The sequence below is a fragment of the Ruegeria sp. YTSA135 genome (genome assembly GCF_059610165.1).
The window spans coordinates 42,858-59,770 of record NZ_JBXWNC010000016.1; the positions used below are offsets into that span (position 1 = coordinate 42,858).

Sequence of the window (16,913 nt, forward strand, 5' to 3'; positions counted from 1 at the left end):
AATGGCCTGCCGGAGATAGGGCCAGATTGCATCATCCCGTATGACCAGTCCATCCCTGCGCCGTATTAATACGGATTTGTCAGCCGCGCATCTTTATGATCAAGTCGCGCACAACACGAGTTGGGAGGATCGGCAGATGGGAGCCACGCAGATTTACGAGCGTCATCTGGATAAATGCCGCGCAAACTATACGCCTTTGACGCCGCTGAGTTTTATTGAGCGAACGGCGCAGGTGTATCCGGATTACCCTTCGGTCGTATATGGGGATCGCCGCTATAGCTGGGCGGAAACCTATACCCGGTGTCGGCGACTAGCCGGTGCATTGGCGGCGCGGGGTATAGGGCGGGGTGATACGGTGTCGATCATCGCCGCAAACATCCCTGAACTGTATGAGGCCCATTTTGGCATCCCAATGGCCGGGGCTGTTCTGAACGCGATCAACACGCGGTTGGACGCGCCGATTATCGCCTTTATCCTGAATCACGCGGAATCCAGGGTTTTGATGGTCGATCCCGAATTTTCGGGCGTTGTGAAAGAGGCATTGAAAGAGGTTGATCACGACCTGTTGGTGGTCGACATCGAAGATTCCAGCTTTGAGGGGGGCGAAAAGCTGGGCAGCCTGACCTATGATGCGCTGCTGGCAGAGGGCGATCCGGATTTCGCATGGTCTTTGCCCCAAGATGAATGGGACGCGATCACGCTGAACTACACCTCGGGCACCACGGGCAACCCGAAGGGCGTGGTCTATCATCATCGTGGGGCAGCGCTGAACGCTCAGTCCGATCTGTTGGACTGGGACATGCCCAAACACGCCGTCTATCTGTGGACGTTGCCGATGTTCCACTGCAACGGCTGGTGTTTTCCCTGGGCGATGGCGGCCAATGCAGGTGTCTCAGTCTGTTTGCGCGCAGTACGGGCCGAGCCGATTTATGCAGCGTTCCGCGATGAAAAGGTAACTCATTTCTGCGGCGCGCCGATTGTGCTGAACATGCTGGCCCATGCACCGGACCACCTGAAAGACTTCGACCATCAGATTAAGGTGATGACAGCCGGTGCTCCACCGCCCGCTGCCGTTATCGAAGCGATGGAGGCGATGGGGGTCGAAGTGACCCATGTCTATGGCCTGACCGAGACCTATGGCCCCTCTGTGGTTTGCGCCTGGAAGGACGAGTGGAATACTAAGGACGCGAAAGAGCGTGCCGCGCTGAAAGTCCGGCAGGGGGTTCCTTATTCCGCCCTGTCCGGTCTGATGGTGGCAGACCCCGAGACGATGGAGCCCGTGCCTGCGGATGGCGAAACCATGGGTGAGATTTTCATGCAGGGCAACGTCGTTATGAAGGGTTACCTGAAAAACCCTGACGCGACGGACAAGGCATTCAAGGGCGGGTGGTTTGCGTCCGGCGACCTGGGGGTGATGTATCCTGATGGCTATATCGCGCTTAAAGACCGGTCCAAGGACATCATCATTTCTGGTGGCGAAAATATCTCATCCGTGGAGGTTGAAGACGTCCTTTACAAACATCCGGCCGTGATGGAGGCCGCGGTCGTGGCGCGCCCAGACGACAAGTGGGGCGAAACCCCATGTGCCTTTGTTGAGCTCAAGCCAGAGGCAACCGTGACCGAAGCCGAGTTGATTGCCTTCTGCCGGGACAACATGGCCAATTTCAAAGCCCCGAAAACGGTTGTGTTCGGGGCATTACCCAAAACATCGACAGGCAAGATTCAGAAATTCGTTCTGCGAGATCAGGCTCGGGCGCTGACCTAGTCGCCCATCTTGTCAAATATTGACAGGTTCAGCTCCAGCATCCTACCCATCCAAACGGCCCGGTCCCGGTGATCTTCAAGGTGTTCGCCGGTCTCGGGATGGGTGAAAATGGTCAGCCCACGCCGGTTCAACATCAGCCAGGGCAGGACCTGATCCAAGGCATCGGGTGCAAAGGCCAATTGACAGCTCCAGCGCGGATGCGGACCGACATTGCGTTCGTGCACACGGCCCATTTCAACAGGGAACAGTCGCGCGACCTCTGAACAAACCTGTCGCGCCAGATCAACTGTGTCTGCGTCAAAGTAGACATGGGCGTGATAGCCAGTGATCTCGGGCATAGCGACCTCATCAAACCGTTGTGAATGACCTGTGCCTATCCTACAGCTATTCCACGCAAGATACTCCTGCGATTTCCGGTACTGGGCCTTCCAATCAGAAAAAACCGCAGGGTTCGCAAGTTTGATAAAGACAGGCGCGCTATGCGTCGCGGAGCGTTGCCAGTTTTATTGCCTGATCCAGAACATCTGCGTCGCCGATATGGTTGGCAAGCACAAACACAAGGCGCGCGTTCAACGCATCGCTGTCTGATTTCTCCAACCCGTCATGGGCAGCCAGCAGGCGGGCATAAAACCCATCGGCATCGTCGAGATTTGGGATGAGGGTCAGTTCAGCCATATCGACTACTCCTTACCGGTGGCCCGACGAATGGCCTGCCGAAATGCGTTTTCTTCGAATGTTTCGCGGCGCGCGGCGACATGCTGATCAGGCCGGATCAGATAGACCGCGCTGGTAGCATCGCCCAGATACCGCCGCTTGAGATCCAGTGTCAGGTCATCTTTGACCGAAAGGGCAAGCCGGGTGGCTACGACACCGTCCTCTTCGATCCGTTCAGGTGCGTCGGCGTCAATTGTCAGCAGGGTGAACTTGCCCGCCAGTTTCGGCAAAAGGAATTCGTCACCCAAAGGCGCATCAGGGCAGGCTGAACCGGGCCGTGTGATTTCTGGCCCGTTCAGAGCATCCGCTGAATTCAGGGACGACCGGTGGTAGGTACACGGTGTGCTCAACCGTCCGGAATTGACCAGAGGCCTGGCGAACTGATGCCGCGCGCTGAGGTCTAGCACCGCGTCGCGAAGCAGCCGGGACATTTCGGATTTGGGAGTGATGAAACTCGTGGACTGGCTGGATTTCGTGATGTTCTCATCCGCTGCCTGCGCCCGTTCAAGGCTGTAGCTGTCCAGCAGCAGTTCGGGCGCTTTGCCATCGATAACCAGTTTCAGTTTCCAACACAGGTTGTCTGCGTCCTGCATGCCGGAGTTTGCCCCCAGCGCCCCGAACGGGCTGACCTGATGGGCGCTGTCGCCTGCAAAAAGCACACGCCCTTGGCGGAAGCGCTCCATCCTGCGGCACTGGAAGGTGTAGATCGACACCCACTCCAACTCAAAATCAACGTCTTCGCCCAGCATTGCCTTGAGGCGAGGAATGACATTCTCGGGCCGTTTTTCACGTTCCCTGTCAATATCCCAACCCAATTGAAGATCAATCCGCCAGACATTGTCGGGTTGTTTTTGCATCAACGCCGACTGACCGCGATTGAAGGGCGGATCGAACCAGAACAGACGCTCTGAGGGGAAATCGGCTTCCATCACCACATCTGCGATCAGGAAGTTGTCTTCGAAGATTTGCCCTTCGAAATCCAGCCCAAGCATCCGTCGCGTGGGCGAACTTGCCCCATCGCAGGCAATCAGCCATTCAGCCTCGATGTTATACGGGCCTTCGGGTGTTACGACCTCAAGCGTGACATGGCTGTCATGCGTTCCGATGGCTTCGACCTTGTTGCGTCCACGAATTTCGATCGGCGCGCCGTTGGCCTGCAACTCTCGCACGCGCTCAACAAGAGCCATTTCAAAATAGTATTGTTGCAGGTTTATGAAAGCCGGATGTGCATATCCGGTATCCGGTTGCAGATCGAACTCATAAATCTGACGGTCGTGGAAATAGATCTTGCCCTTATCCCATTGCACACCCTTGTCCACCATTGGCCGTACCGCGCCCAGACGATCGGCGATATCCAGCGTGCGTTGCGAGAAACAAATGGCGCGGCTGCCGAAACTGACCTTGTCATTGTCATCCAGCACCACGACCTCGACACCTTTCTGGGCAAGGTCAATCGCCGTGGCCAACCCGATCGGACCCGCACCGATCACGATTACCTTGTGGCGCACAGTGTTAACCGAGTCCTGATCTGGGCTGCGTTCATAAGCATAAGCCGGGACTTCGAAAATCTTGTTCATCGGCTCCCCCCCGATTTTCCGGCGCTGGTAGTGCGCAAAATCTTGGCAGCCTCTCGCCAGAGGTTTTGCCTATAATTTCATCGAAAAAGCCGCCGGAAAACGATCTGGATCAAATGCGGTGGAAATTCTCTAATCTTAAAAAATGTCTCAGATTCCAAGATGCGGCTAAGTCGCTTATGTGGAAAGAGTGCCGATGCTCCATATTCGATGAAGGCGCGCTTGCGGTAGCTGGCGCGCCTGGGGTGGGACTGGTAATTCCTGCATACTGTCCCCAGATGACACCCAGAGCGGACACTGGAAAAAAAATGACAAGCCCTAATGCCAGAACGGTAAAATCAATTGATCTAAGTGACTGGCTGGTGGAACGCGGTCTGGAAGGTGCCTCGAAAGAAGAGCTTCTGGACGGGTATTGCAACAAATTGTTGGATTTGGGTGTGCCACTGATGCGTTTTCATGCAGCGCAATCCGCGTTGCATCCGGTTTATGGGGGTACAGGGTTTAGCTGGTATCAGGGGCAGGGCGGTAGAACCGAGTCTTTTGAGTATTCTGACGAGCCTATAGAACAGTGGCGGCAAAGCCCGCTTTACGCAATCCTCAACGAGGATATCGAGGTCATCCGCGAACGTCTGATCGATCAAAACGAGGCCAGCCGCTTTCCGCTGCTGAACGACCTGCGCCAGATCGGGGCTACTGATTATTACGCCACCGGGGTCAATTTTGACGCCCCGACGCACAGTGAACCCAAAGCCGCAAAAAAGGCTGTGGACGGCGTGTTGATGTCGTGGACGTCTAACGCGCCCGATGGGTTCGCGGATACGGATCTGGACCTAATCAATGCAGCACTGCCGCATCTGGGGCTGGCGCTGAAATCTGCTGCAAGTGCGCGGGTGTCAAAGGACTTGATGCGGGTCTATCTGGGTCGGGACGCGGGGCGGCGGGTATTGTCGGGGGAAATCCGGCGTGGCTCGCTACAACAAATTGATGCCGTGATGTGGAACTTTGATCTGGAAGGTTTCACCAGCCTGTCCGAAGAGCTTCCGGGCAATGAAATCATCGACATGCTGAACGACTATCTGGCTGTGGCTGTCAGTGTCGTGCATGACCATGATGGCAATATTCTGAAATTCATGGGTGACGGGCTGATGGCGATGTTCGATGTCGGTGACATCGATGAGGACGCCCGCGCCGCCCTGAAGTCGGTGCCGGTTCTGCAGCAGCGGATAGAGGCGCTGAACGCCCAGCGTGAGGCCGCAGGTCTGCCGGTGGCCAGCTTTACCCTTGCCTTGCATGCGGGGGAAATTCTGTACGGCAATATCGGGTCGGAAACCCGGCTGGACTTCACAGTCATCGGCCCGGCAGTAAACCAGACCGCGCGGATTGCAGGCATGCACAGGTCGCTGGGGCAGCGCATCCTAATCTCGGATGACGTGGCACGCGCGGCCCAACCGTGCGCTCAGGAGCTGGTCTCGGTCGGGCGTTACATGCTTCGGGGTGTGCAGGAGCCAAAAGAGTTGTTTACGGTCTATAACGGCCGCTGATAACAGGTGGTAATCCTGACAGTTGCCAGGCTGTGCCTTCAACCTGATCTGGGGGCCCCTCAGCCCGGGCAGGGGAATGTCGGGTCAAGAAGATCTTAGAAATCAATCTCCACGCCCGGCAGGTTCAATTCTTTCATCATGTCGCGCAACTCTTGCCGGGCTGCGATGTTCGAGATGTTCAACTGTTTGACGCCGATATCCTTGAGATCCAGCAGTGTCAGGCCACGTGGGAACAGCTCGCGGAAGATGACCCGTTCGGAAAAGCCCGAGGCCACGCGGAAACCGATGCGCTGCGACAGCATCTCGATCGCGCGCTGCATCTTTTCCTTGTTCACCATACGCTGTGTGCCTACACGGTTGCGCACCACCACCCAGTCAATCGGTTTCAGCCCCGCCTGCGCACGCAACTGGCGCGCGTTCCAAACCATTTCTGAATAGACCGAGGGCCCAAGTATTTTTTCGCCCTTCGAGTCGATCCGCGCCAGCAAGTCAAAATCAATAAAGCTGTCGTTGAGCGGCGTGATCAGCGTGTCCGCCAGCGAATGAGCCACCTGGCTGAGACGGGTATGGGACCCGGGGCAGTCGATCAGGATAAAGTCGCTGTCGCTTTCCAGTTCGGACACAGCGGCGGACAGGCGATGGTCATAGATATTCTCGCCGGGTTTCAGCTTGGTCGCATCAATTTCGGGTAGGTCGTGGTGGCGGGGGCTCGGCAGGCTCAAGCCCGAGTTTTTCAGGAAATTGGCGCGGTTCTCAAAATACCGACCAAGGCTGCGCTGCCGTAGATCCAGATCCAGCGTGCTGACCTTGTGCCCCAATCGCGCCAACGCGGTGGCCACGTGCATGGAGACGGTCGATTTGCCTGCGCCGCCCTTCTCGTTCCCCACTACGATGATATGTGCCATGCCTGTATTCCCATGTCCTGCCGTGTTTATCCACACGTTGTTGTGAGCTACTATATGTTGTGGAAGCCGGGAAGGGAAGGACCTCAAGCAGTGAACTGAGGCTGTTAGTTGCAAAACCAAGGCCCGGAACCGGGTTTGGCTGCATGTATGACACACAGGCAGAGTTGTTTAATGCTGGCCGCAGGAGGGTGTAGCTGGAGCATCGGTTGGACCTTCTGGCGGCGGTCGCTCAGGAAATTGCCTCACTCGTGATGCTGATACGTCCTCAATTGGAGGTACGCCAGTGCCTCGGACCGGTTGCGCTTATCCCCCAAGGTAGACCCCGTCTTTAGGGCGATAAAACACCTTCTGGTCGTGCAACTTGCCCAGAAGTTCGTGAACCTGACGAAGCCTATCTTCGCGTTCAGTCCTGTTTTCTTCGGTTTCCTCCAACACCCCAAGCGACAAAGACGCTGCCGTATCTCGCAAGGCGGTTTCGATCAGGTCCATATCTGCGACGGAAAGTTCGAACATGTCATTGTAACTAGGCATCTTCAGGATCTCCGTGAGGCTGAGGGGATGTTCCAGGCCAGTGTAGCATCCGACGCACCATGGTGTCGCGATAGGATTGGACCAGAGTATCCGCGCCAGCATTCAAGGTCTGACCGGGAGCGGTGCATAAAAAAAGGCCGCCCAAGGGGACGGCCTTTCGCATGCAAACCAGGTCAGGCTTAGAAGCCCAGCCCCTCGTATTTCTTCTTGAACTTGGATACGCGGCCGCCGGCGTCCATCAGGCGGGACGAGCCACCAGTCCAGGCGGGGTGCGAAGAGGGGTCGATTTCAAGTGACAGAGTGTCACCTTCGCTGCCCCAGGTCGATTTCATCTGAACCACGGTGCCATCGGTCATTTTGACGTCGATGAAGTGGTAGTCGGGATGGATGTCTTTTTTCATCTTTCCGCTCCTTACGCCTCGGCGCCAGCCTTGGGCTTGTAGTTGGTAACCTCTGCGATACGCGCGGATTTACCACGGCGGGTGCGCAGGTAGTACAGTTTGGCGCGGCGAACTTTACCGCGGCGGACAACGGTGATGCTGTCGATGTTGGTCGAATGCAGCGGGAACACGCGCTCCACGCCTTCGCCAAACGAAATCTTGCGGACAGTGAACGAGCCGGCAATGCCATTGCCGCCTTTGCGCGCGATGCAGACACCTTCGTAGTTCTGCACACGGGTGCGCGATCCTTCGGTCACTTTAAAGCCGACACGAATGGTGTCACCGGCTTTGAAATCGGGGATGTCTTTCCCCAGGGCGGCAATCTGTTCCGCCTCAAGCTGTGCGATCAGGTCCATCGCAGTTACTCCTATATGCTCGTGGTTTGTCCACGAAGTTAAGCACGGCCTGAGAGCTCTTGGTCTTCTACCGGGTCCTGCGAACAGCCCGCCAGAGGTCAGATCGAATGTTCCTTTGGTTCGGTTCGCCCTGACGCGCCATGGCCGAAGAAAACCGGGCGCTGCGCCACGATGCAAACCAAAACACCGGAGTCGCGTCTCGCGGCACCGGATTGCGTTGCTTTACGGGCTTTGCGATCAGTGATCAAGACAAAAAAGCCACGTTTTTCAGGTTTGGGCGGTAGGATTGCGCCGTTAGGAATCTGACCCGTTGCCTTATTGGTCCGATCAGGCATTCTGGAAAGCAATTATAAGAGCAGACATTTAAAACAGGAACAGATCATGCGTTTAGCATTGATACTGACAGCTATCGCCTTTGCGGTGCTGTCCTGCGGTCGCGGCACCCCTCCGCCACAACAGGTCGAGGCCAAAGCGTTTCTGCGCACCACGTCCCCTGCAGTCATATACCCGGCCTTCGGTGACGCTGATCCGCACGACTGGGATGGGCGGCACCCCGGCTATTATCCGGTACACGGGTTGGACGTGTCGCGATGGCAGGGGCCAATCGACTGGCGCAAGGCCAAAGCCTCGGGTGTCAGTTTCGTGTTCATCAAAGCAACCGAGGGCGGCGACGTCGCCGATCCCATGTTCGATGACCATCGGCGTGGCGCACAGGCCGCTGGGGTGCCTTGGGGTGCATACCACTACTACTATTTTTGCCGCCCTGCGCATGAACAGGCGCGGTGGTTCATAAAGAACGTTCCCAAGGGCGCAGATCTGCCCCACGTGCTTGACATGGAATGGACGCCGCACTCCAAGACCTGCCGGTTACGCCCCGACGGGGCTAAGGTCCGGGCCGAAGCGAAGCGGTTCCTCGATATTCTCGAGCGTCACTACGGGCGTCGTCCGATTGTCTATACGACCGTGGATTTCCACGCTGACACAAATATCGACCGTCTACGTGGAACCGAATTCTGGCTGCGCTCTGTTGCGGGGCATCCGCGCAATGTCTACCCCAAGGCATCTTGGCGGTTCTGGCAATATACCGGCACCGGGCTGGTGCCGGGCGTGCAGGGCAGGGTGGATATTAACACGTTTAACGGACAGCCCGAGACTTGGGCGCGCTGGAAAGCGGGGGGCTAGCCCCGCGTTTTGAGGTAGTTTTCCCAAAGATCAGGCCGTCTTTCGCGGGTGATCTGTTCTGACATCTCGTGCCGCCACTCGGCGATGCGGCCATGATGACCGGACATCAGGATGTCAGGGATCGCGCGGCCCTTCCATTCGGCGGGGCGGGTGTATTGCGGATGCTCCAGCAGGCCCGAGGAAAAGCTTTCTTCTTCAGCCGAGGCCTGATTGCCCAGTACACCTGGGATCAGCCGCACCGTCGCGTCAATCAGTGCCTGGGCTGCGATCTCGCCACCGGTCATGACGAAATCCCCTAGCGAGACCTCCTGAACGCCGTAATGTTCCAGAACCCGTTCATCGACGCCTTCGAACCGGCCGCACAGCAGGGTCATACCATCACAGCGCGCGAGGTTTTGCATCATGCGCTGGTCCATCCGGCGACCACGCGGGCTGAGATAGATCAGCGGCCAGTTCCCCTGCACACCGCCCATAGTGTGTTCGATCGCTTCGCCCAAGACATCCGCGCGCAGCACCATGCCCGCGCCTCCGCCCGCAGGGGTGTCGTCCACGTTGCGATGCTTGCCGATGCCGAACTGGCGCAGATCGACGGTTTCCAGTTGCCACAGCCCCTCTTGCAACGCCTTGCCGGTCAGGCTTTCGCCAAGGACCCCGGGAAAGGCTGACGGGAACAGGGTAATGACCTTTGCTTTCCACACGCCGTGCAGGTCTGGTGTGGGGGTCAATAGCTCACGCGGTTTCAGGGTCGGGCGGATCGCCTTGCGACCGTGGGATTTGCCGGGCTTTTCTGTCATGTCGTGCCGATCAGCGCCTTTTTTGCGCGTTCAATTGTCGCCGTCTTTTGCGCGATCAGGGCGGCCTCGTCCAGACGGGAACGGTTCAGGTCCAGCAGTTCTTGCAGAACGTCTTCGGGCAGGCGGGTGTTGACCTTGGACGGCGGCACCAAAAGTCTGGCTTTGTCGCGCGGCAGATTCAAGAATTCGGCAAACGGCGTGCCAGTGCCAAAGCGCTGCAATTGCAAGTCTTCAAGCCAGCCTGTTGTTACGGTAACGGTGGGCAGCCTATCGCGGATTTGATCCACCGTGTGTTGCAGAGAGGGCAGATGATCCATGCGCAACCTGAACGTCTCAAAATCCAGCACTTGACGCATGCGTTGCAGATCATGCGCCCAAAGACTGCGCAACCAACTACCGCGCTGGCGCAAGGACAGGTAGATGGTGATCTGAACCTCTTGCCCGGCAAAGCGGTGACGGACCGCATCAACCAGACAAGCGGCAAGCTCTGGGGTGGCGGCATAACCCTGTTCGACATTGCGGCTGGGACGCAGGCCGGCAAAGTTTTCTTCGCTGACGATCAACCCGCGCCGGGTTGCGAAATCCAGCGTGTCGAAAAACGAGCGCAGCCGCGCGCCGAACTCGGACAGGGTGCCAACCGTACCATAGATGGAATGGCTGATCGCCGCTTGCGACAGGCCGGACTTTCGGGTGCGATAGGGCAGTGCCAGCGAAAAATGCGGCCAGATGAGTTCACGATTGTCGTAGAGGAACGATTGCGCCGCAGTGGTGCCGGTTTTGTGCAGCCCCAAATGCAGCAAAACCCGCCGCATCAGATCAGCCCTTCTGGCGGGTCGGCGATGATGCGGCCCTTGTCCAGATCGACGGTTGGTACGGCGTCACGCGTGAAGGGCAACAATACGGTGGCTTTCATACCCGGCCCATGCAACTCCAGCAGATCCGCCGCGCCATGGTTCTGCACCGATTTAACCCTGCCCAACAGGGTGCCGCCAGTGTCATAAACCTCAAGCCCGATCAGGTCGGTGTGATAGAATTCGTCATCCGGCAGCGATGGCAATTGCGCGCGACGTGCGAACAAGCGCAACCCTTTGAGGGCGTCAGCCTCTTCTTTGGTTTCAACACCGCCCATCCGAGCGGCAAAGCCGTTCTTGATCGGGCGGGTCAGTACCAGAGGGTAGCGTTCGGCCCCGCTTTCATCCGTCAGGGGCGAATAGGCTTCGATATCCTCCGGGATCGCGCAATAGCTTTTAAGACGTACTTCGCCGCGCACACCGTAAGAGCCCGCAATGCTGCCAACGCAAATCAGATCACTCATTTGGCTTATCCACTGTCACACATAGCCCATCTTGCCAATCACCGCGCACCTCGCATGCTTCACGTTGGTTCGAGCGTTCAAAGAACACGCCCATAATAAATGCGATCATCAGCAGTATGGGAAGTCGAATAAGGCCGAACATCCTCAACGCACCTCAATCGGCAGCGCGTCTTCCCGGTCTTCCCAGCCGACACGTTCCAGTTCCGGCGTGTCGGAAAAGTCTTCGGTCCAGCCGATGCAGAAATAGCCAATAAGGTGCCAGCTATCGGCTACGCGCAGGTCACGCGCCAACTGTTCGGGGTTCAGAATGGACACCCAGCCAAGCCCCAGCCCCTCTGCCCGAAGGGCGAGCCAGAACAGAGTTACGGCACAAACGACTGAGTAATGCCGCATCTGGGGCATGGTTCCGGCACCCAAGCGCTGCCCCTTGTCAGTGGCATCGTCGCAGAAGACTGCCAGCTGCACCGGTGCTTCTTGCATGCCAGATAGCTTCAATTGGCTGTAAAGTTTTGCTTTTTCGCCTGAATACCCATCCAAAGCCTGCGCGTTTGCGGTTTGGAAGTTTTCAAGCGCCGCAGCACGAGCGTTAGGGCTATCGACGCGAATAACGCGCCACGGCTCGCTGAGACCTACGGACGGGGCCAGCCGAAACGTGTCGAGGCAGCGCATCAGCACGGCCTCGTCCACGGGATCGGTGCGGAACCGGCGCACGTCGCGCCGGAGCCGCATCAACAGATTGAACTGCGTACGGAAATCGTCGGTAAAAGCCTGACCCTGCACGCGCCCGCCTGTTTATTCTTCTGCCGCTGCTTCTTCAGCAGGTGTAGCCGCCGCTTCGGCAGCTTCAGCAGCCTTGGCAGCTTTCTCTTCAGCGCGTTCCTGCGCCTTCTTGCCTGGGGTGCCTTTCTGCGGGTTGTTACGCTCGGCCTTGTCGCGGGTGCCGGCGGCTTCCAGCATACGTGCGATCCGGTCGGTCGGCTGTGCGCCTTGATCCAGCCAATACTGAATGCGCTCCATGTCCATTTTCACGCGCTCTTCGCTGTCTTTCGGCAGCAGCGGATTGTAAACGCCAAGTTTCTCGATGAAACGGCCGTCGCGCGGCATGCGGCTGTCCGCCGCTACGATGCGATAGAAAGGACGCTTTTTCGAGCCGCCGCGGGCGAGACGAATTTTCATTGCCATGGTGGTATCTCCTTTGAATGGCGTGACCGGTCGCGGACCGGGTATTCTTGGTATTCGTGGAAACGCGGGTTATTCCTGATGTTTCCGGTGGTGTCGGATGACTTCCTGAATGATGAAATTCAGGAAAGCTTTGGCGAAATCAGGGTCCAGATCGGCCTGTTTCGCCAGGTCTTCTAACCGAGCGATCTGCGCAGCCTCGCGCGTGGGATCGGACGGGGGAAGGTCGTGTTCGGCCTTGAGCTTGCCTACAGCCTGCGTGTGCTTGAACCGCTCGCCCAGTGTATAGACAAGGATCGCGTCCAGCCGGTCAATGCTTTCGCGGTGGTCTTTCAACAGCGTGGCAGCCTGTGTCACGGGGTTGGTCATTGGCCGGTCCTCTCAGAGGTCAAAGCAGGTTCGAGAATGTCGATCTTGGGATGCCGCCAGACTTGGCAGGGCTTGCCTACAACTTCGCCTTCGCGTTCGTAGGTTGCGCCCAGCCGCTCGGCCAAAGTACGCGAACGGTCATTAGAGTGCGCGATATAGCTGATCACGCCATTCAGACCCTGAATGCGCGCGGCATAGTTCCGAGCAGCGATTGCTGCCTCGAACGCCAACCCCTTTCCTTCGGCCTCATCCATTACGGTCCAGCCGATCTCGGGCTCATCCCAACCCGGAACATCAATAATGCCGGCCCAGCCTGCAAAGGCTCCGGTTGCCTTGTCGCTCAGGTGCCACAATCCATAACCCTTCAGCATCCAATGCCCCAGGCGACGGCTAAGCGAGCCCCACGCCTCGGCCGGGTTTAGTGGCCCACCGACAATATGGCTGCGTTCGGACGCGTAAAACGCAGTCATACGCGGCAGGTCATCCGCATGAGGTGCCCGCAGGATCAAACGTTCGGTTTCAATGATCGGGATGGTGAACGTGGTCATGCGTATGCCTCGATCCCGCCATTCACCAGATCGGCCGGGGAAGGGTGCCGCCAGATTTCCGACTTACCAAACTTCGGATGGTCAAAGTGATATTCGAACTGCGCACCCAAACGCTGTGCCACGGCCTTGCTGGCGTTGTTGTCCGGGTCAATCAGCGAAATTGCCGTGTCCCATCCCAACACATCATAGGCATAGGTGCGTGCTGCCAGAGCCGCCTCGGTCGCATAGCCCTTGCCCGTGGCATGGTTCATCAGTGTCCAGCCGATTTCGGGTTCAGGCCAGCCCTCTGGGTACCACAGACCGACATGGCCTACATAGGTGCCGGTTTCCTTTTCCTCGACGCCCCAGAACCCATAGCCGCGCAAAGCCCAGTGACCCAGCAGCGTGGCAATTGCCCGCCAAGTCTCATCCCGGCGCAGAGGTCCGCCGACAAAACGCGAGGTCTCGCTGGCAAAGAACTCTGCCTCGGTGTCCAGATCAGCCTCGGACGGCGCGCGCAGGATCAGGCGCTCGGTCTCAAGCTGGGGGATATGAGGGGTGAGGGCGTGCATTTACTTTTTCTTGCCGAACCCGCTGAGGCCCGGAGGCAGTCCCATGCCACCGCCCATGCCGGGCAGTCCGCCGGGCATCTTGCCACCCATCGCCTTGGCTGCCTGTTCCAAAGCCTTGGGGTCCATACCTGCGGCCATTTCTTCAGGGCTGGGGCCGCCCTTGCCGAACATGCCTTTCATGGCCTGTTTCAGCATCTTGCCTTTGCCCATCTTACCCATCTTCTTCATCATATCCGACATCTGCCGGTGCATCTTGATCAGCTTGTTGAGGTCGCTAACTTCCATGCCCGAACCCGCCGCGATCCGTTTTTTTCGGCTTGCTTGCAGCAGTTGCGGGTTGGCGCGTTCTTTCTTGGTCATGGACTGGATCATGGCGATCTGCTGGCGCAGGATCTTGTCATCCAGACCCGCCTGATCCATCTGCTTGGCCATCTTGCCCATGCCCGGCATCATGCCCATCATGCCCTGCATGCCGCCCATCTGGATCATCTGCTCCAGCTGCATTTTCAGGTCGTTCATGTTGAACTGACCCTTGACCATGCGCTTCATCATGCGCTCGGTCTGTTCCATCTCCATCGTTTCCTGGGCCTTTTCGACCAGGGCAACGATGTCGCCCATACCCAGAATACGACCGGCGATCCGGTCCGGCTCGAAGGTTTCGAGCGCATCCATCTTCTCGCCCAGACCGACAAAGCGGATCGGCTTGCCGGTGACCGCACGCATCGAGAGCGCTGCACCGCCGCGCCCGTCACCGTCCATCCGGGTCAGAACCACGCCTGAGATGCCGACCTTGGCATCGAAGTCCTCGGCGACTTCAACCGCGACTTGACCGGTCAGGCCGTCAACCACCAGCAGGGTTTCGCGTGGGTCGACCACGTTGCGGACCTGCTCAACCTCGTCCATCAGGACTTCGTCGATATGCAGACGGCCCGCGGTGTCGAGCATGTAGACGTCGTAACCGCCCAGCGTCGCCTGCTGTTTGGCGCGTTTGGCGATATCGACCGGTTTCTGGCCGGGAACGATCGGTAGCGTATCGACGCCGACCTGAGTGCCCAACACAGCAAGCTGATCCATCGCCGCCGGGCGGTAGACGTCGAGCGAGGCCATCAGGACCTTCTTGCCCTCTTTCTCTTTCAGGCGCTTGGCGAGCTTGCCGGTTGTGGTCGTTTTACCCGAGCCTTGCAGACCGACCATGAGGATCGGGGCAGGCGGGTTGTCGATCTTCAGCTTGCCGGGGTCTTCTTCCCCACGCAGCACGTCAACCAGCGCGTCATGCACGATCTTGACGACCTGCTGGCCGGGAGTGATAGACTTAGTGACAGCCTGACCAGTGGCCTGATCCTGAACCTTCTTGACGAATTCGCGCGCAACCGGCAGCGAGACGTCGGCCTCAAGCAGGGCAACGCGAACTTCGCGCAGGGCGGTTTTGACGTCTTCCTCGGACAGCGCGCCTTGTTTCGTCAGCCGGTCAAAGACGCCAGAGAGGCGTTCGGATAGATTTTCAAACATGCCTTCGGCCTCCTATGCCGGTTTAGATGTGGCATCCCCTAAGTAGGAAACGCCGGTTAAATGCACAATTGCCCCCTCCCACTGAATTAGACGTGGGGGTAATGCCAAATGGCATTGCCCCCACGGGCGAAACTCGCTGGTGGGGGGCGATCCCTGAACGACTCAAGGGACCGGAAGATCAGACGCTTCCGGATGTTTGGATGGGGCTTTAGGCGGGATCGGTGTCAGAGTCAACCATGTGCGCTGCAGCCTGCTTGCATCGCGGCCGCGTATTCGTCATGACGACCGGAACGCGCAGGAGGTTCCCATGGACGCATCATCGAATTTTCAGGATACATTGCCGCTCAGTTCGGATGCGCTGCTGGCGCAGTTGGACAGCTGGGGGCTGGGATATCGCCTGCATACCCATGTTCCACTGCGCACAGTTGAAGAGTCGAAGTCTGTCGAAGATCAGTTTATGGTACCGGGCGAAAATGCCCTGCGCCTTAAGAACCTGTACTTGCGAGACAAGAAAAAGCGGAACTACCTCGTGACATTGGAGCAGAGCCGCGAGATTGATCTTAAGGCGCTGGGTGCGGAGCTCGGGGTGGGCAATCTATCGTTTGGTTCGGCGGATCGGTTGATGCAGAACCTTGGCATTCGTCCCGGCGCGGTCAGCCCGCTTGCAATGATCAACGGGGTGCAAAACAACGTCAGCTTCTTCATGGACGAGGCAGCGCAGCAGGCGGATGTCATTTACATGCACCCTCTGGTCAATGACCGCACGGTGGCAATGGCGCGCACAGACCTGATGGCATTTTTCGACAAGATCGGCTGCGACGTTCGCTGGCTGCATTGATCAACCCTCAAGCGCTTCTTTCAGAGCGGCTGCGACATGAGCCGCCGATGGATTGACGAAAAGATGCCCGTCAGCCTCGAAAACCGGTTCGTCCAGATGATGCGGAAACGCCAGCGGCAATTCTGTGCAGGCTAGCAGAATGGCGGTTTCCGGCTCTGCATGTCTGTTGCAATAGGCCAGCAGCCTGTCGTGCGCAGCCGCTGAAGCACCGCCATAGAACTCGCTGTCGATCATGGCCTGCATTTCGGCGATCTCGGCTGCGGGTAAGCGATCATTGGCTGTAATGCCCTCTTGGGCCAGTTGGTCGGCGTAGTCGGTCGCCTGCATGGTGACGGTTGTTCCCAAGACCAGCGCTTCGGACGCGCCCGTTGCGGCAGTTTCTCGGGCCGTGGCGTCGAAGATGCTGAGGATCGGCATCGAGACACCCTGCCTGATCGCATGTAGCCTGGCATGCGGGGTGTTTGAGGCGATTATTCCAAAATCACATCCGGCACGTTCCAGTGTCAGCAATGCGTCGCGAAAGACGGCGTCAAACCCGGCCCAGCTGCCCTCATCCCCGGCCACGCCGCGCAACGCGCGGGTTTTGGCTTGTGTTACAGACTCGATGGTCATCGGCGGGACAGGCAGCGGAGACCCATGCCCGCGTTCGGCAAAGTACCGGCCTGCGCCCTGGGCAATTGCCCGATAGTAATCCAGGGTAGAGGCCCAGCCCACGCCGCCCAGAATGCCAATTTTCTTCATGATAAACGCCCAGCCTGCGAATTCTGTTTCAGACGCAGACTGGACGTTTCCCGGCGCAAAG

General features: G+C 58.1%; 22 protein-coding genes. 4 read left to right on the forward strand and 18 right to left on the reverse strand.

Going from position 1 to position 16,913, the window contains the following annotated elements:
• The first annotated feature begins 136 nt into the window (after positions 1–136).
• Entirely contained in the window at positions 137–1,765 is a 1,629-nt protein-coding gene (locus tag AC2FIT_RS18160; protein ID WP_496831508.1) for an acyl-CoA synthetase, read from the forward strand.
• Here the strand turns inward: AC2FIT_RS18160 and AC2FIT_RS18165 are convergent.
• The 3 genes from AC2FIT_RS18165 to AC2FIT_RS18175 form a co-directional block, all read right to left on the reverse strand.
• Positions 1,762–2,103, reverse strand: coding sequence for a DOPA 4,5-dioxygenase family protein (locus tag AC2FIT_RS18165; protein WP_496831433.1), 342 nt, complete (start codon positions 2,101–2,103; stop codon positions 1,762–1,764). The genes AC2FIT_RS18160 and AC2FIT_RS18165 overlap by 4 nt on opposite strands.
• Positions 2,104–2,242: 139 nt before the next feature.
• Complete coding sequence (locus tag AC2FIT_RS18170; RefSeq protein ID WP_068339226.1) at positions 2,243–2,440, reverse strand: DUF2783 domain-containing protein; 198 nt, start codon at positions 2,438–2,440, stop codon at positions 2,243–2,245.
• Between the two features lie 5 nt (positions 2,441–2,445).
• On the reverse strand, positions 2,446–4,056 hold the full coding sequence (locus AC2FIT_RS18175) for an FAD-dependent oxidoreductase (RefSeq protein ID WP_496831434.1): 1,611 nt from the start codon (positions 4,054–4,056) through the stop codon (positions 2,446–2,448).
• A gap of 305 nt (positions 4,057–4,361) precedes the next feature.
• On the opposite strand from AC2FIT_RS18175, the gene AC2FIT_RS18180 reads away from it, so the two are divergent.
• Positions 4,362–5,594: an adenylate/guanylate cyclase domain-containing protein gene (locus AC2FIT_RS18180; RefSeq protein WP_496831435.1), complete on the forward strand. Its 1,233-nt coding sequence runs from the start codon at positions 4,362–4,364 to the stop codon at positions 5,592–5,594.
• A gap of 95 nt (positions 5,595–5,689) precedes the next feature.
• Here the strand turns inward: AC2FIT_RS18180 and AC2FIT_RS18185 are convergent, their stop codons facing one another.
• The 5 genes from AC2FIT_RS18185 to AC2FIT_RS18205 form a co-directional block, all read right to left on the reverse strand.
• Positions 5,690–6,499: a division plane positioning ATPase MipZ gene (locus AC2FIT_RS18185; RefSeq protein WP_224891761.1), complete on the reverse strand. Its 810-nt coding sequence runs from the start codon at positions 6,497–6,499 to the stop codon at positions 5,690–5,692.
• A gap of 303 nt (positions 6,500–6,802) precedes the next feature.
• The gene (locus tag AC2FIT_RS18190; protein WP_496831436.1) at positions 6,803–7,030 is read right to left on the reverse strand and encodes a hypothetical protein; all 228 of its coding nucleotides are present in this window, start codon (positions 7,028–7,030) and stop codon (positions 6,803–6,805) included.
• A gap of 179 nt (positions 7,031–7,209) precedes the next feature.
• The gene (rpmE, locus tag AC2FIT_RS18195; RefSeq protein ID WP_068339212.1) at positions 7,210–7,431 is read right to left on the reverse strand and encodes a 50S ribosomal protein L31; all 222 of its coding nucleotides are present in this window, start codon (positions 7,429–7,431) and stop codon (positions 7,210–7,212) included.
• Between the two features lie 11 nt (positions 7,432–7,442).
• Positions 7,443–7,826 (reverse strand): 50S ribosomal protein L19, encoded by a 384-nt coding sequence (rplS, locus tag AC2FIT_RS18200; protein WP_068339209.1) that lies wholly within the window; start codon positions 7,824–7,826, stop codon positions 7,443–7,445.
• Between the two features lie 98 nt (positions 7,827–7,924).
• Positions 7,925–8,161 (reverse strand): hypothetical protein, encoded by a 237-nt coding sequence (locus tag AC2FIT_RS18205; RefSeq protein WP_496831437.1) that lies wholly within the window; start codon positions 8,159–8,161, stop codon positions 7,925–7,927.
• 46 nt (positions 8,162–8,207) lie between these two features.
• Between AC2FIT_RS18205 and AC2FIT_RS18210 the strand changes: the two genes are divergently transcribed.
• Positions 8,208–9,008, forward strand: a complete 801-nt coding sequence (locus AC2FIT_RS18210) for a glycoside hydrolase family 25 protein (RefSeq protein WP_496831438.1) — start codon at positions 8,208–8,210, stop codon at positions 9,006–9,008.
• Here AC2FIT_RS18210 and trmD read toward each other — a convergent pair.
• From trmD to ffh, 9 genes are all read right to left on the reverse strand, one after another.
• Positions 9,005–9,802 carry a tRNA (guanosine(37)-N1)-methyltransferase TrmD gene (gene trmD / locus AC2FIT_RS18215; RefSeq protein ID WP_496831439.1) on the reverse strand — a complete coding sequence of 266 codons (798 nt, stop codon included), beginning with the start codon at positions 9,800–9,802 and terminating at the stop codon, positions 9,005–9,007. The two genes, AC2FIT_RS18210 and trmD, sit on opposite strands and share 4 nt — an antisense overlap.
• Positions 9,799–10,614: a hypothetical protein gene (locus AC2FIT_RS18220; RefSeq protein ID WP_496831440.1), complete on the reverse strand. Its 816-nt coding sequence runs from the start codon at positions 10,612–10,614 to the stop codon at positions 9,799–9,801. The genes trmD and AC2FIT_RS18220 overlap by 4 nt, the downstream gene beginning before the upstream one ends.
• Positions 10,614–11,117 (reverse strand): ribosome maturation factor RimM, encoded by a 504-nt coding sequence (rimM, locus tag AC2FIT_RS18225; protein ID WP_496831441.1) that lies wholly within the window; start codon positions 11,115–11,117, stop codon positions 10,614–10,616. The genes AC2FIT_RS18220 and rimM overlap by 1 nt, the downstream gene beginning before the upstream one ends.
• Positions 11,118–11,261: 144 nt before the next feature.
• Entirely contained in the window at positions 11,262–11,897 is a 636-nt protein-coding gene (gene bluB / locus AC2FIT_RS18230; protein WP_496831442.1) for a 5,6-dimethylbenzimidazole synthase, read from the reverse strand.
• A 12-nt stretch (positions 11,898–11,909) separates the two neighbouring features.
• Complete coding sequence (gene rpsP, locus AC2FIT_RS18235) at positions 11,910–12,299, reverse strand: 30S ribosomal protein S16 (RefSeq protein WP_496831443.1); 390 nt, start codon at positions 12,297–12,299, stop codon at positions 11,910–11,912.
• 69 nt (positions 12,300–12,368) lie between these two features.
• On the reverse strand, positions 12,369–12,665 hold the full coding sequence (locus AC2FIT_RS18240; protein WP_496831444.1) for a chorismate mutase: 297 nt from the start codon (positions 12,663–12,665) through the stop codon (positions 12,369–12,371).
• Positions 12,662–13,213 carry a GNAT family N-acetyltransferase gene (locus AC2FIT_RS18245; RefSeq protein ID WP_496831445.1) on the reverse strand — a complete coding sequence of 184 codons (552 nt, stop codon included), beginning with the start codon at positions 13,211–13,213 and terminating at the stop codon, positions 12,662–12,664. Before AC2FIT_RS18245 ends, AC2FIT_RS18240 begins: the two co-directional genes overlap by 4 nt.
• Entirely contained in the window at positions 13,210–13,764 is a 555-nt protein-coding gene (locus tag AC2FIT_RS18250) for a GNAT family N-acetyltransferase (RefSeq protein WP_496831446.1), read from the reverse strand. The genes AC2FIT_RS18245 and AC2FIT_RS18250 overlap by 4 nt, the downstream gene beginning before the upstream one ends.
• A complete protein-coding gene (ffh, locus tag AC2FIT_RS18255) occupies positions 13,765–15,273 on the reverse strand; it encodes a signal recognition particle protein (RefSeq protein WP_496831447.1) in 1,509 nt (502 codons plus the stop codon).
• Between the two features lie 307 nt (positions 15,274–15,580).
• On the opposite strand from ffh, the gene AC2FIT_RS18260 reads away from it, so the two are divergent.
• Positions 15,581–16,111 carry a prolyl-tRNA synthetase associated domain-containing protein gene (locus tag AC2FIT_RS18260; protein WP_496831448.1) on the forward strand — a complete coding sequence of 177 codons (531 nt, stop codon included), beginning with the start codon at positions 15,581–15,583 and terminating at the stop codon, positions 16,109–16,111.
• Here the strand turns inward: AC2FIT_RS18260 and AC2FIT_RS18265 are convergent, their stop codons facing one another.
• Positions 16,112–16,852: an aspartate/glutamate racemase family protein gene (locus tag AC2FIT_RS18265; RefSeq protein WP_496831449.1), complete on the reverse strand. Its 741-nt coding sequence runs from the start codon at positions 16,850–16,852 to the stop codon at positions 16,112–16,114.
• Between the last annotated feature and the right edge of the window lie 61 nt (positions 16,853–16,913).